This window comes from Streptomyces sp. NPDC032091 (assembly GCF_055580265.1).
The window spans coordinates 1-12,088 of the sequence record NZ_JBVILR010000021.1 but is presented as its reverse complement, the minus strand read 5'-3'; the positions used below and the strand labels follow the sequence as shown (position 1 = coordinate 12,088).

Here is a 12,088-nt window from a genome sequence, read left to right as displayed (position 1 = left end):
TCAGGGGAAAGGTACCGACCGATGCTCCAGTTCCCGACCAGGCGCGCCACGTCCGTCGCCCTCGCGGCCACGGCGGGCGCGGCCGCCCTCTCCTTCGCCCTCGTCTCCGGCACCTCGGCCACGGCCGTCGCGCCGCCGTCCGTCTCCGGCAGCCCGGAGGGGGCGTTCACCCGGATCGCCGACTTCTACGGCGCGTACATCGACGCGGTCTACGACGGCGACGGCCGGACCGCGGACCAGCTGCGCGCGTTCTACCTCTCGGAGCCCCTCCGCCGGGAGCTGGCGCAGTGGGAGGCGGCCAATCACGCGAACGGGGTGCTGCGCGCCCAGAACGTACCGCTGAAGTGGAAGGTGACCTCCGTCGACAGCGGGATGGGCAAGACCAACGCCGCGGTCACCCTCACCTGGAGCGGAGACACCACGACCACCGTCCACGTGCAGGCCGACCTGGCGACCAGGAAGATCACCGCGATCCGGGACTGACCCCGGGCACGCGAGGGGGCCCGCCGCCGGCGGGCCCCCTCGGTGTCTCAGGCGCCGCTGGCCCCGAGCATCTCCTCGCGCTCCACGATCTTCACGCGTTCGCGGCCCTGCGGCTCGCCCAGCGCCTTCTCGGCGGCGTCCAGCCGGTACCAGCCCTCCCAGGTGGTGTAGCGGACCTGCCGCTCGGCGAGGAAGGCCTCGACCGCCTCCGGCTCGGGTGCGGCGGGGGTGAGCAGCCGTCCCTGGGCGTGGTCTTCGAGGAGGTTGGCCACGGTCTCGTTGGCGTCGCCCTTGGTGTGGCCGATCAGACCGATGGGGCCGCGCCGGATCCAGCCCGTCACGTACGTCGAGGCCATGTGCTCCCCGGCCTCCATGACGCGGCCGCCCTCGTCCGGCACCGTGCCCGACTCGACGTCCCAGGGCAGCTTGGGCAGCTCGTCGGAGAGGTAGCCGACGGCCCGGTAGACGGACTGGACGTCCCAGGTGGTGAACTCGCCGGTGCCCCTGACGTTGCCCGTGCCGTCCAGCTCGGTGCGCTCGGTGCGCAGACCGACGACCTTGCCGTCCTCACCGAGGATCTCGGCCGGGGACTCGAAGAAGTGCAGGAACAGCTTGTGCGGGCGGTCGCCGGTGTCCCGGATCGCCCAGTTCTCCAGGGTCTTGGCGACCATGTCCGCCTGCTTGTTGGAGCGGCGGGTGGCGATCGAGCCCTCGTCGTAGTCGATGTCCTCGGGGTTGACGATGACCTCGATGGTGGGCGAGTGGTCGAGCTCGCGCAGCTCCATCGGGCTGAACTTCGCCTGCGCCGGGCCGCGGCGGCCGAAGACGTGGACCTCCAGGGCCTTGTTGGCCTTGAGGCCGTCGTAGACGTTCGGCGGGATCTCGGTGGGCAGGAGCTCGTCGGCGGTCTTGGCGAGGATCCGGGCGACGTCGAGGGCGACGTTGCCGACGCCGAGGACGGCGACCTTCTCCGCCTCCAGCGGCCAGGTGCGCGGCACGTCCGGGTGGCCGTCGTACCAGGAGACGAAGTCGGCGGCACCGTAGGAGCCGTCGAGCTCGACGCCGGGGATGCCGAGGGCGCGGTCGGCGGTGGCGCCGGTGGAGAAGACCACGGCGTCGTAGAAGGAGCGCAGCTCGTCCAGGGAGATGTCGCCGGGGTAGTCGACGTTGCCGAAGAGGCGGACCTGCGGCTTGTCGAGGACCTGGTGCAGGGCGGTGATGATGCCCTTGATGCGGGGGTGGTCGGGGGCGACCCCGTAGCGGATCAGGCCGAAGGGGGCGGGCATGCGCTCGAAGACGTCGATGGAGACGCCGGGGTCGGCGGCCGCCTCGGACTTCAGCAGCGCGTCGGCCGCGTAGATACCGGCGGGGCCGGCACCGACGATTGCTACCCGCAGAGGGCGAGGCATGAATGGGTTCCCTTCGACCGAAAATCGGACTGATCACGGAAACCCTAAACTAAGGCCACCCTAACCCCGTACCCGCCTCCTGTTTATGCCCCCATAAGGCAGTCTTATGACATGCCAAAGCCGTGCTTCTGGGTCGACACTCAGGCCGCGTACTCGGTGAGGTCGATGCCGTGGAGGGTGACGGGGGCCCCGCTCTCGGGGTCGACGGCGTCGCCCATCCGCTCCATCCCGAGCTTGCGGAGCACGTTGGCGGATTCCTCGTTGCCGACCCGGTTGATGGCGACGACCCGGTCGAGACCGCGGTCCTGGAGGGCGAACTCCAGGGTGGCCTGGGCCGCTTCGGAGGCGTAGCCCTGGCCCCAGAAGGGCCGGCCGAGGCGCCACACGATCTGTACCTGGTGCCGCGTCTCGGGCAGCTCGTCGGCGGCGGACAGGCCGACGGCCCCGATCAGCTCGCCGGAGGCGAGGAGCTCGACGGCGAAGACGCCGAAGCCCTCGTCGTCCCACTCCTCCTCCCACAGCTCGATGGCCTCGGCGGCCCCGTCGATGTCGAGCACGGAACCATCGCCGATCCAGCGCATCACGTCCGGGTCCGAGGTGATCTCGGACAGGGGTACGAGGTCGTCGTCGGTCCAGCGGCGCAGGAGGAGGCGGGGGGTGCGGATCTCGGTCATGCCCCCATCCTGCCGAACCGGGCCCGACCAGGGGTAATCGGGGCGGCGCCGGGACCGGTGGGCGGGGTCAGGCGACGGTGATCTGGTCCAGCTTCGCGCGCAGGTAGGCGTGCGAGTCCACCGGGTCGTGCGCCACCCGGCCGACCGGGGCGGGCAGCGGCTCGACGCGGGTGTGGGCGTCGCACTCGTAGAAGTAGACCAGCGACACGAGCTCCTCCGCCGGGGCGTGCGCGGGCGGCGGCAGGACCCGGTGGCGGCCGGCCCGCCAGCGGTCACCGGTCCAGCGGGCCAGCAGGTCGCCGATGTTGACGGTGAGCGCGGCCGGATCCCAGGGGGCGTCCTGCCAGCCGTCGGCGTCGGTGTGGATCTGGAGGCCGCCCGCGCCCGGCTCGCGGTCCAGGACGGTGACCGTACCGAAGTCGGTGTGCGGCCCGATGCGGAACTGTCCGGGCAGGGGCTCCCCCACGCGCTCGGCGCCCGGGTACCAGTTGAGGTTGAACCCCCAGGTGGGGTGGCCGGTGTGGCGGGTGAAGTGGTCCTCGGACAGGGTCAGGGCCACCGCGAGCAGCTCCAGCAGCTCGTCGGAGAGGGCCCGCATCGCCCCCAGGTACGCGGTCACCGGCTCCCGCAGGCCCGGTACTTCGGCGGGCCAGGCGTTCGGCCGGAACCATTCGGCGTCCACCGAGGGCACGCCGGTGGGCTCGTCGGCCGCGAAGGACCAGGACTCCTTGAGGTCCGGCGGCGAGGGTGTCCCCTCGGCGTAGGCGTTCGCCTCGGCGCCGGGGCCGAGCCAGCCGCGTCCGCCGACGCCGACCGCGTACGGCTGTTTGGCCTCGGGCGGCAGCCGGAAGAAGGAGCGGGCCGCCTCCCGGATCCGGGCCGGCAGGGACGGGTCCACCCCGTGGCCGGTGACCAGCAGGAACCCGGCCGCCTGGAGGGCCTCGTCGACCCGGCCGGCGATCCGGGCGCGTTCCGCGGGGCCGCCGGAGCGCCACGGCGCGAGATCGATGACGGGTACCTGGGAACGGGAGCTCGCCATGGGGGCCTGCCTTTCAAAAAGGGAGTCGCGACATCAGGGGGTGGGTGCGGGGCCGGGGGTGCGTTCGAGGCCGCTGCAGGGCGGCGCGTAGTCCAGGTAGGGCAGGTACGAGGCCCACTGCGCGCGGGTGATCCGCGGGCCGGTGTGCGCGCAGGCTCCCGCGAGGGCCCGGTCGAGGCCGGTGTCCGCCAGCCGGAGGGTGGTGTCGTAGCCCCCGGAGGCCAGCACCGCGCCGTCGGGGCTGAAGGCCACGGAGCCGACGGCGGTGACGTGCCCGGCCAGGGTGGCGAGCGGGGCGGGGCGGGCGCCGCGGGCCACGTCCCACAGCCGGACGGTGCGGTCGTCGCTCGCGCTGGCCAGGGAGCGGCCGTCCGGGCTGAAGGCCACCGCGCCGACGACGTCGGTGTGCCCGGTCAGGGTCGCGAGCGGCGCGGGCCGGCGCGGATCGGCCAGGTCCCACAGCCGGACGGGGGTGCGGCCGCCGGAGGCGGTGGCGAGGGTGCGGCCGTCGGGGGCGAAGGCGACGGAGAACGCGGCGGGGTCGTGACCCCCCAGCACCGCGAGCGGGGCCGGGCGGGCGCGGTCGCTCACATCGGTCAGCCGGACGGTGGCGTCCTCCCCGCCGGTGGCGAGGACCCGCCCGTCGGGGCTGAAGGCCACCGCGCGGACGGTGTCCCGGTGCCCGGGGACCACCCCGGCGTCGACGACCCGCAGGGCCGGGGCGTCGGTGTCGGGGGTGACGTCCCACAGGTGGACGCCGCCGGACGATCCGGCGGTGGCGAGGGTGCGGCCGTCGGGGCTGAAGGCGAGGGCGCGGACGTCCGTCTCCCGCGCGGGCAGTTCGGCCGCGACGGCCGCCCGGGCCGGGTCGGAGACGTCCCACAGCCGGACCCCGCCGTCGGCCGCGGCGGTGGCCAGGGTGCGGCCGTCCGGCCGGTAGGCCAGGGCGCGCAGGGGGGCGCCGTGCCCGGTGAGGGTGGCCACCGGGGTGGGGCGGCCGGTCCCCCGGGGCCGCCACAGCCGGGCGGTGCGGTCTCCGCTCGCGGTGGCGAGCTGGCCGCCGTCGGGGCGGTAGGCGACCGCGACGACCTCCTTGTCGTGCGCGGGGAGCGAGGTCATCAGCGCGGACAGCAGGCCGTCGCGGGTCCGGGCGGTGGGCGAGAGCCGGTAGGCCGTCAGGCCCAGCTGCACGGCCAGGCCGGGCTCGGCGGCGGCCACGTCCGCGGAGGTCTCGGCGAGGTTCAGGGCGACCGCGTCGTTGCGCTGCCGGGTGACCTCGTCCTCGGCGCGCACCGCGCTGCCGGTGGCGACGGCGGCCACCACGACGAGGGCGGCGAGCGCGCCGACCAGCAGGCGCAGCCGGCGGGTGCGGCGGCGGGCGGCGTCCCCGGCGGCGGTCTCGGCCGCGGTGCAGGCGGCCAGGAACCGCGCTTCCCCGGCGGTGAGGACGGGGACGTCGCCGGCGCCGGCGGTGAGCTCGCGGGCCAGGGCGAGCGGGGCCCCGCGCAGCAGGGCCCCGGGGTCGCGCCCCACCGCCTCCCAGGCGCGGGCGGCCTCGGCGAGCTGCCGGTGGCGGCGCAGCCGCTCGCGGTCGTCGCCGAGCCAGCCGCGCAGCCGGGGCCAGGCCCGGATGAGGGCCTCGTGGGTGAGTTCGACGGCCCCGTGGTCGAGGGTGAGCAGCCGCAGGGCGGCCGCCCGGGCGAGGACGGTGCGGGTGTCGGCGTCCTGGCCGAGTTCCTCGCGGGCGACGGGCCGTTTGGTGTCCTCGGTGCCCTCCCCGAGGGCGATGAGGTGGACGAACACCTGTCGGGCGAGGCGCTGCTGGGGCGCCGAGAGGGAGTCGTACAGGGCTTCGGCGGACTGGGCGAGGGCGCCCTCGAAGCCGCCGGCGGCGTGGAACCCGTCGAGGGTGAGGGCGGCGCCCCGGCGCCGGCGCCAGGTCTCCAGCAGGGAGTGCGAGAGCAGGGGCAGGACGCCGACCTGGCCGTGCGCGTGGGCGACGAGGGTGGCCTGGAGGCCGCCCTCGACGGTGAGCCCGGCCCGGCGGGCGGGTTCCACGACGGCCCGGCGCAGTTCGGCGGCGCTCATCGGGCCGACGACGACCTGGGCCTCGCGGAGCACGTCGACGAGTTCGGGATGGCGGGTGCAGTGGGCGTAGAAGTCGGCGCGCACGCCGAGGACCACCCGGTGGCCGGAGCCGGGGCGCCGGGCGGCGCCCACCAGCTCGGTGACGAAGCGGGAGCGTTCGCCGGGGTCGGCGCAGACGGTGAAGACCTCCTCGAACTGGTCGACGACCAGCACCCGTTCGGCCGCCGTCACGGCGCCGGTGCCGGCGTCCTCGGCGAGGGCGGCGCGGGCCCGGTCCAGGGGGTGCGGGCCGGGGGTGAGGACGGTGACGGAGGGGGGCCGGGTGTCGGCGCGCAGCCGGGGCAGCAGTCCGGCGTGCAGGAGGGAGGACTTGCCGGCCCCGGAGGCGCCGACGAGGGCGACCACCCGGTGCCGGGTCAGGGCGGTGAAGAGGTCCTCGACGAGCCGTTCGCGGCCGAAGAAGAGGCCGGCGTCCTCGGTGCGGAAGGGTGCGAGGCCGACGTACGGGAGCCCCTGCGCGGCCCCCGCCCCGGGCGGGCCGCCCTCCGGGGGCCCGGATCCGGCGCCGGCGCCGGCGAGTTCCGCCGCCGCGGCGTGCCAGCGGCGCTCCCACTCCCCCGGGTCCCCGCCGCAGGCGCGGACGTAGGAGAGGGTCACGTCCAGGCTGGGCAGCCGCCGCCCGGCGGCGGCGCCCGAGAGGGTCGCGACGGAGTAGTGGGCACGGGCGGACATGTCGCGGTACGGGGGTGAGCCGGCCTCGTGGCGCAGCCGGCGCAGGGCGGTGGCGAATGCCAGCAGGGGTCCGTCCTCGCCTTCCAGCGGACGTTCCTTGCGTGCCATGCGGCGTCCCTTTCCCCCGGGCCCGTTTTCGACCTGCCGGGGTGGATTGTTCAGCAATTGTTTGTTCAGTTCCAGGGCGCCGACGGCGAACAACGTCCGGCGGCTACACCTGTGTCCGGACGGCGGGCCGCGGGCGGGGGGGCGCGGCGCACACACGGTCGAAGGAGGTCCGGACGGATGAGGCGAGGACGAACGGTCCCGGCGGCGGCCGCCCTGGCGGCGGCGCTGGTCCTGGCGGCGGCCGGCTGCGGCACGGGCGGCACGCCGGAGCGGGAGCGCGCCGTGGCCCCGGCGGCGGAGCCGACCGCCGGCGAGGTCGCGGAGCCGACCGCCGGCCAGTCCCGCGTCCTGGCCCGGGCCGAGCAGATCCTGATCAGCCGCTGCATGTCCGCGCGGGGCTTCGCGTACGCCGTGACCGAGCCCGTGCGGGAGGAGGGGGCCGAGCGGTCCTTCCCGTACGGGCTGGACGACGTGGCGTGGGCCCGTGCCCACGGCTACGGCGGCCGGGCGGAGCGGGCCGCGGCCGCGGCCCGGGCGGCCGATCCCAACCAGCGCTGGTTCCACGGGCTGGCGGCCCCTCAGCGCGCGGCCGCCCGCAGCGCGCTGATGGGCGCCTCCCCGACGGGCCTGTCGGCCACCGCCCCCACCGGCATGACCCTCACCGCCAGCACCGACGGGTGCATCGCCGGGGCGCAGCGCACCCTCTATGGGGATCTGGCTTCCTGGTTCCGCGTCAAGGTCGTCACGATGAACCTGCGCCCCGTCCAGGAGGAGCGCGTGCGCCGCGACGCCCGCTACGCGGAGGCGGTCGGCCGGTGGGCCGCCTGCATGAAGGAGGCGGGCCGGCCGTACGCCTCCCCCGCCGAGTCCCGGCAGGCGGCGGCCGCCCTCGGCGAGGGGCAGGCGCCCGACCGGGCCGACGCGGCCGAGACCGCCCTCGCCGTCACCGAAGCGACCTGCGCGACCAGCACCCCGCTGGGCCGGGTCTCCCGAGCCCTGGACCGGGACTACGGGGAGGAGGTCCGCGCGCGCCACCGCGCGGACATCGACCTCGGCCACCGGCTCCAGAACGCCGCGCTCCCGCTCGCGGAGCGCGTCGTGTCCCAGTACGACCGACCGACACCTTCCGGAGGTTCCCGTGGATAAGTTCCGTACGACGATGCTGGCCTGCGCGCTCGCGCTGCCGCTGCTGGCCTTCCCCGGCGCCCTGCCCGCCACCGCCGCCCCGGCGGACCCGGCCGGCGTGGCCGCCGACGGCAACTACTGGGTCTGGGCGGACACCAACCAGGGCGGCCCGCGCTGCGGCTGGAGCGGCAACGACCCGGACTGGCGCACCTGTGGCGCCGGGAACAGCTACAACATGAACGACCGGGCCTCGTCCTGGTGGAACAACGGCTACTCGGGCGCGCTGGGCGACGTCCGCGTCTACGAGGACATCAACTACGGCGGCGCCTCCACCTGTGCCCCGAACGGCTCCGCGGGGAACATCCCGTGGGAGTGGAACGACCGCATCTCCTCCCACAAGTGGGTCACGAACTGCGGCTTCTGACCCGCCGCACCCCTGCCGCCCGTCCCGTCCCGTCCCGCCGACCGGCGGGACGGGACGGGACGGCGGCCTACTCGGGGAGCTCCGAGCCGCAGCGGGAGCAGTAGGCGGCAGCGGCCTCGGTGGCCAGGCGGCCGCAGTCGGGGCAGACCCGGTGCAGGAGGCAGGCCGGCTCACCGCCCTCGGCGGCGACGCGGGCCGGGGCGGGGGTGGGGGCCGGGGCGGTGCCCAGGCCCGGGCGGCGGGTGTGCACCGTCAGGTACACGAGGCCGTCGGGCCCCGCGGTCAGCGAGCGCCGGCTGCCGCGCGGGAGCCGGCACGCCGCGTGGGGCCGCAGGAGGTGCGCGCCGTCCGGGGTGTCGAGCCGGCCGCCGCCCGCCAGGACCACGAGCAGGACGTCGAGGGCGGGCTCGGTGTGCTCCGCGACGGCGCCGGGACGCAGCCGGACCAGGCGGGAATCGAGGCCGCGCCCGGCCCCGGTCAGCCGCCACAGGGCTCCGGTCGCGTCCTCGGGGCCTTCGGCGATCACCGCGTCGAGGTCCGCCGGGGCCCCGTCGGGGCGGGGGTGGGTCGTCATGCGGGCTGCTCCTTCCCTGGCCGTCGGCGTGCCGCCGCCGTCCTCCGCCCGTCCGGCGCCCGGCCGGGGCTCGCCGCGCCGGCCCCTCCGGGGTTGCACCTACCCCCCGGTGCCGGGCCGGGCACGCGTGGCCGATACACTCATGTCCGGATTGCGTCGGCCGCACACGCGCCGGCCGCGCGGCCCCGCCCTCCGGTCGACCACCGCGACGGGTGCGGCCGCCCGCCCTCCGCGTCCCCGGCCCCGCACCGAAACCCCGCCTCCGCATGCCTGCCGCCACCACCAGTACGCCCACCGCCGCACCCGCCGCGCCCGTCTCCCCGTCCGTCGGCGCGCCCGGTGCCCCGCCCCGGCCCAGTGCCCTCGCGGCGTTCCACAGCGTCAGCGCCGCCACGACGGTGCTGCTGGCCCTCGTCGCCATCGGCGCGGCGATCCACGAGCCGGTGCTGATACCTCCGCTCGCCGCCAGCGCCGCGCTGGTGCACAGCGCCCCCACCCTGCCCCTGGCCCAGCCGCGCGGGGTGATCGTCGGCCACCTGATCGGGGTTGCCTGCGGCTACGCCGTGCTGGCGGCCGCGGGCAGTTCCGCCTGGGCCGCCGCCGTGGCCGCCGGGCTCACGCTGGCCCTGCTGACCCTCGCCCGCACCCCGCACTCCCCCGCCGTGGCCACGGCCGTCGTCACCGTCCTCCAGGCCCCGGCGCCGGCGCGGTTCGTCCCGCTGCTCTTCGGCTCGACCGTGCTCCTGGTGCTCACCGGGTACGCCGGGTCCCGCATCCGCCGCACCGCCCCGAGGTACCCCGCCTACTGGTGGTGATGACCCGCTGGCGCGCCTGCGCCGCACCGAGGGGGCCCGGGCGCTACTCCTAGTCCGTGGAGATTTCGACGAAGGACGTGTTCGGGGCCCCCTGCTGGGTCAGTCTGATGGCCCGCGACCTGGAGGGGTCCCAGCGTTTCTACGGGGCGGTCGTCGGCTGGACCTTCCGTCCGGCCCGGTTCGGGTCGGCCTTCTCGGTGGCCGTGCTGGACGGCGTACCGGTCGCGGGGATCGGGGCGCTGGCCGGAGACCTGGCCGTGGCGGTCGCCTGGACCCCGTACTTCGCCGTCGACGACGTCGACGTGGCGGCGGCCCGGATCCGCGAGCGCGTCGGCACGGTGGCGGTGGGCCCGGTGTCCTTCCCCGGCGGCGGACGGGCGGCCCTGGTCGCCGACCCCGACGGGGCGGTGTTCGGCATCTGGCAGGGGCCGGTCTCCGCGGGCTGGCGGGTGGGGCTGGGCCCGGCACCCGCCTGGCTGGAGCTGCGCACCCGCAACGCCTTCGACGCGGCCCTGTTCTACGGGGAGGTGCTGGAGTGGGCCACGGGCCGCGCCGGGTGCTGCGAGGTCGGTTACGAGGAGGAGCAGGTCGTCCTGCGGCAGGGCGGGGAACCGGTCGCCCGGCTGAACAGCGGCCCCGTGGAGGTCGGCGCCTACACCCCGCACACCCGGCCGCGCTGGCACGTCCACTTCCGCGTCCCGGAGCTGGACCCCGCCGTCGAGGCGGCGCTGGACCTCGGCGGCCGGACCGTCTCGGTGGTCACCTCGGACGGCAGGGAGCGCTCGGTCATGCTGCGCGACCCGGACGGGGCGCTGTTCACCCTCACCGAACGGGTCACGGACCCGGAAGCCGGCCCGACGGCCTGACTCCCCGGCCCGCCCTCCTCAGCCGAGGAAGCTCAGCCGCACCTGCCGGTCGGGGTTGTCCCTGTTCGTGTCGACCAGGCAGACCGACTGCCAGGTCCCCAGCATGAGCCGGCCGCCGACCACCGGCAGGGTGGCGTGCGGGGGGACGAAGGCGGGCAGGACGTGGTCGCGGCCGTGGCCCGGGGAGCCGTGCCGGTGCTGCCAGCGGTCGTCGGCCGGGAGCAGGGCGCGCAGCGCCTCCAGGAGGTCGTCGTCGCTGCCGGCGCCCGTCTCGATCACGGCGATGCCCGCGGTGGCGTGCGGGACGAAGACGTTGAGCAGCCCGTCGCGGCCGGCCGCCTCCTCGGCGAGGAAGCGCTCGCAGGCGCGGGTGAGGTCGGTGACGGTCTCGGCGCGGCCGGTCGTCAGGTCGAGGATCCGGGTGGTGAATCGGTCGGACATGGGGTCCATGATCGCGCACCCGCCCGCGCGGCGCCGCGCGCTCGCCGCCGCGCGGGTCAGTGGGGACACTGACTCCGTGAGGAGGTGCGCCCATGGACCCCGTGGCGGCGCTGGACCGGATCGCCTTCCTGCTGGAGCGCGCGCAGGCCCCCACGTACCGGGTCCGCGCCTTCCGTACGGCCGCCTCGGCGCTGACCCGCATGGGTGAGGGGGAGGCGGCCGAGCGGGCCGCCGCCGGCACGCTGGAGGCGGTCAAGGGCATCGGGCCGAAGACCGCCCAGGTGGTGCGGGAGGCGCTGCGCGGGGAGGTCCCGCAGTACCTGCGGACGCTGGAGGACGAGGCGGCGGCGCTGCCCGCGGGGCCGCCGCCCGGCCCCGCCGCCGTCGCGCTGCGCGCGGCCCTGCGCGGGGACTGCCACCTGCACTCGGACTGGTCGGACGGCGGGAGCCCGATCGAGGCGATGGGCCGGGCCGCCGCCGGGCTCGGGCACGAGTGGGCGGTACTGACGGACCATTCGCCGAGCCTGACGGTCGCCCGGGGCCTGACGCCGCAGCGGCTGCGCGAGCAGCTGGAGGTGGTGGCGGAGCTGAACCAGCGGTGGGCGCCGTTCCGGCTGCTCACCGGGATCGAGTGCGACATCCTCCTCGACGGCTCGCTCGACCAGGAGCCGGAACTGCTGGAGCGGCTCGACGTGGTGGTGGGGTCCGTGCACTCCAAGCTGCGGATGGAGTCGCCGGCGATGACCCGGCGGCTGCTGGCGGCGGTCCGCAACCCGCTGATGGACGTCCTCGGGCACTGTACGGGCCGGCTGGTGACCGGCCGGACCCGTCCGGAGTCCACGTTCGACGCGGAGGCCGTGTTCGCGGCCTGCGCGGAGTCCGGTACGGCGGTGGAGGTCAACAGCCGCCCCGAGCGCCTGGACCCGCCCCGCCGGCTGCTGCGCCTGGCGGTGGAGGCGGGGGTCCTCTTCGCGATCGACACCGACGCCCACGCCCCGGGCCAGCTCGACTGGCAGATCCTGGGCTGCGGACGGGCCGTGGAGTGCGGGGTCCCGCCGGAGCGCGTGGTCAACACCTGGCCCGCCGACGCCCTCCTGGACTGGACCCGCACCCGCCGGGCCCCGGAGTAGCCCGCAAGGGGCCCGCTTCTAGGGGGTGTCCGCAAAGTCCCGCCTGCCCCGCGACGCCCGGCACGCACTCTCGCCGCACCGGACGCCGCGGGGCCCGCCCTGCGGGCGGACGACGCTACTTTGCGGACACCCCCTAGACGAGTAAGTCCGAAGTCCTGGTCAGTGGTCGTAGGCGATCAG

12 protein-coding genes are annotated in these 12,088 nt (G+C 76.0%); 6 read left to right on the top strand and 6 right to left on the bottom strand.

The genetic code is table 11. From position 1 onward, the window contains the following. The first annotated feature begins 21 nt into the window (after positions 1 to 21). Positions 22 to 483, top strand: coding sequence for a hypothetical protein (locus ACZ5NJ_RS28540; protein WP_468768419.1), 462 nt, complete (start codon positions 22 to 24; stop codon positions 481 to 483). 47 nt (positions 484 to 530) lie between these two features. On the opposite strand, the gene ACZ5NJ_RS28535 is transcribed toward ACZ5NJ_RS28540, so the two are convergent. From ACZ5NJ_RS28535 to ACZ5NJ_RS28520, 4 genes are all read right to left on the bottom strand, one after another. Beyond that, entirely contained in the window at positions 531 to 1,892 is a 1,362-nt protein-coding gene (locus tag ACZ5NJ_RS28535) for an FAD-dependent oxidoreductase (protein WP_468768417.1), read from the bottom strand. Positions 1,893 to 2,032: 140 nt separating this feature from the next. Beyond that, positions 2,033 to 2,566, bottom strand: a complete 534-nt coding sequence (locus ACZ5NJ_RS28530) for a GNAT family N-acetyltransferase (RefSeq protein WP_468768415.1) — start codon at positions 2,564 to 2,566, stop codon at positions 2,033 to 2,035. Positions 2,567 to 2,633: 67 nt separating this feature from the next. Then, positions 2,634 to 3,605 (bottom strand): isopenicillin N synthase family dioxygenase, encoded by a 972-nt coding sequence (locus ACZ5NJ_RS28525; RefSeq protein ID WP_468768413.1) that lies wholly within the window; start codon positions 3,603 to 3,605, stop codon positions 2,634 to 2,636. Between the two features lie 33 nt (positions 3,606 to 3,638). Further along, positions 3,639 to 6,533 carry an nSTAND1 domain-containing NTPase gene (locus ACZ5NJ_RS28520; RefSeq protein ID WP_468768412.1) on the bottom strand — a complete coding sequence of 965 codons (2,895 nt, stop codon included), beginning with the start codon at positions 6,531 to 6,533 and terminating at the stop codon, positions 3,639 to 3,641. Between the two features lie 177 nt (positions 6,534 to 6,710). On the opposite strand from ACZ5NJ_RS28520, the gene ACZ5NJ_RS28515 reads away from it, so the two are divergent. Then, a complete protein-coding gene (locus ACZ5NJ_RS28515; protein ID WP_468768411.1) occupies positions 6,711 to 7,679 on the top strand; it encodes a hypothetical protein in 969 nt (322 codons plus the stop codon). Beyond that, positions 7,672 to 8,082 (top strand): peptidase inhibitor family I36 protein, encoded by a 411-nt coding sequence (locus tag ACZ5NJ_RS28510; protein ID WP_468768409.1) that lies wholly within the window; start codon positions 7,672 to 7,674, stop codon positions 8,080 to 8,082. Before ACZ5NJ_RS28515 ends, ACZ5NJ_RS28510 begins: the two co-directional genes overlap by 8 nt. Positions 8,083 to 8,149: 67 nt before the next feature. Here the strand turns inward: ACZ5NJ_RS28510 and ACZ5NJ_RS28505 are convergent, their stop codons facing one another. Beyond that, entirely contained in the window at positions 8,150 to 8,656 is a 507-nt protein-coding gene (locus tag ACZ5NJ_RS28505; RefSeq protein WP_468768407.1) for a cupin domain-containing protein, read from the bottom strand. A gap of 266 nt (positions 8,657 to 8,922) precedes the next feature. Here ACZ5NJ_RS28505 and ACZ5NJ_RS28500 point away from each other — a divergent pair, with 266 nt between their 5' ends. Continuing rightward, positions 8,923 to 9,471, top strand: a complete 549-nt coding sequence (locus ACZ5NJ_RS28500; RefSeq protein ID WP_468768405.1) for an HPP family protein — start codon at positions 8,923 to 8,925, stop codon at positions 9,469 to 9,471. 107 nt (positions 9,472 to 9,578) lie between these two features. Beyond that, positions 9,579 to 10,337, top strand: coding sequence for a VOC family protein (locus tag ACZ5NJ_RS28495; RefSeq protein WP_468768643.1), 759 nt, complete (start codon positions 9,579 to 9,581; stop codon positions 10,335 to 10,337). Positions 10,338 to 10,355: 18 nt separating this feature from the next. Here ACZ5NJ_RS28495 and ACZ5NJ_RS28490 read toward each other — a convergent pair whose 3' ends face one another. After that, entirely contained in the window at positions 10,356 to 10,778 is a 423-nt protein-coding gene (locus tag ACZ5NJ_RS28490; protein WP_468768404.1) for a YjbQ family protein, read from the bottom strand. 92 nt (positions 10,779 to 10,870) lie between these two features. Between ACZ5NJ_RS28490 and ACZ5NJ_RS28485 the strand changes: the two genes are divergently transcribed. After that, a complete protein-coding gene (locus tag ACZ5NJ_RS28485) occupies positions 10,871 to 11,908 on the top strand; it encodes a PHP domain-containing protein (RefSeq protein ID WP_468768402.1) in 1,038 nt (345 codons plus the stop codon). The last annotated feature ends 180 nt before the right edge of the window (positions 11,909 to 12,088 follow it).

What these genes read in the sequence shown, in the direction of transcription:
- ACZ5NJ_RS28490 (WP_468768404.1), bottom strand. Translation starts at nt 10,778, where the DNA reads ATGTCCGACCGATTCACCACCCGGATCCTCGACCTGACGACCGGCCGC.
- ACZ5NJ_RS28520 (WP_468768412.1), bottom strand. Translation starts at nt 6,533, where the DNA reads ATGGCACGCAAGGAACGTCCGCTGGAAGGCGAGGACGGACCCCTGCTG.
- ACZ5NJ_RS28515 (WP_468768411.1), top strand. Translation starts at nt 6,711, where the DNA reads ATGAGGCGAGGACGAACGGTCCCGGCGGCGGCCGCCCTGGCGGCGGCG.
- ACZ5NJ_RS28495 (WP_468768643.1), top strand. Translation starts at nt 9,579, where the DNA reads ATGGCCCGCGACCTGGAGGGGTCCCAGCGTTTCTACGGGGCGGTCGTC.
- ACZ5NJ_RS28485 (WP_468768402.1), top strand. Translation starts at nt 10,871, where the DNA reads ATGGACCCCGTGGCGGCGCTGGACCGGATCGCCTTCCTGCTGGAGCGC.
- ACZ5NJ_RS28540 (WP_468768419.1), top strand. Translation starts at nt 22, where the DNA reads ATGCTCCAGTTCCCGACCAGGCGCGCCACGTCCGTCGCCCTCGCGGCC.
- ACZ5NJ_RS28535 (WP_468768417.1), bottom strand. Translation starts at nt 1,892, where the DNA reads ATGCCTCGCCCTCTGCGGGTAGCAATCGTCGGTGCCGGCCCCGCCGGT.
- ACZ5NJ_RS28505 (WP_468768407.1), bottom strand. Translation starts at nt 8,656, where the DNA reads ATGACGACCCACCCCCGCCCCGACGGGGCCCCGGCGGACCTCGACGCG.
- ACZ5NJ_RS28500 (WP_468768405.1), top strand. Translation starts at nt 8,923, where the DNA reads ATGCCTGCCGCCACCACCAGTACGCCCACCGCCGCACCCGCCGCGCCC.
- ACZ5NJ_RS28525 (WP_468768413.1), bottom strand. Translation starts at nt 3,605, where the DNA reads ATGGCGAGCTCCCGTTCCCAGGTACCCGTCATCGATCTCGCGCCGTGG.
- ACZ5NJ_RS28530 (WP_468768415.1), bottom strand. Translation starts at nt 2,566, where the DNA reads ATGACCGAGATCCGCACCCCCCGCCTCCTCCTGCGCCGCTGGACCGAC.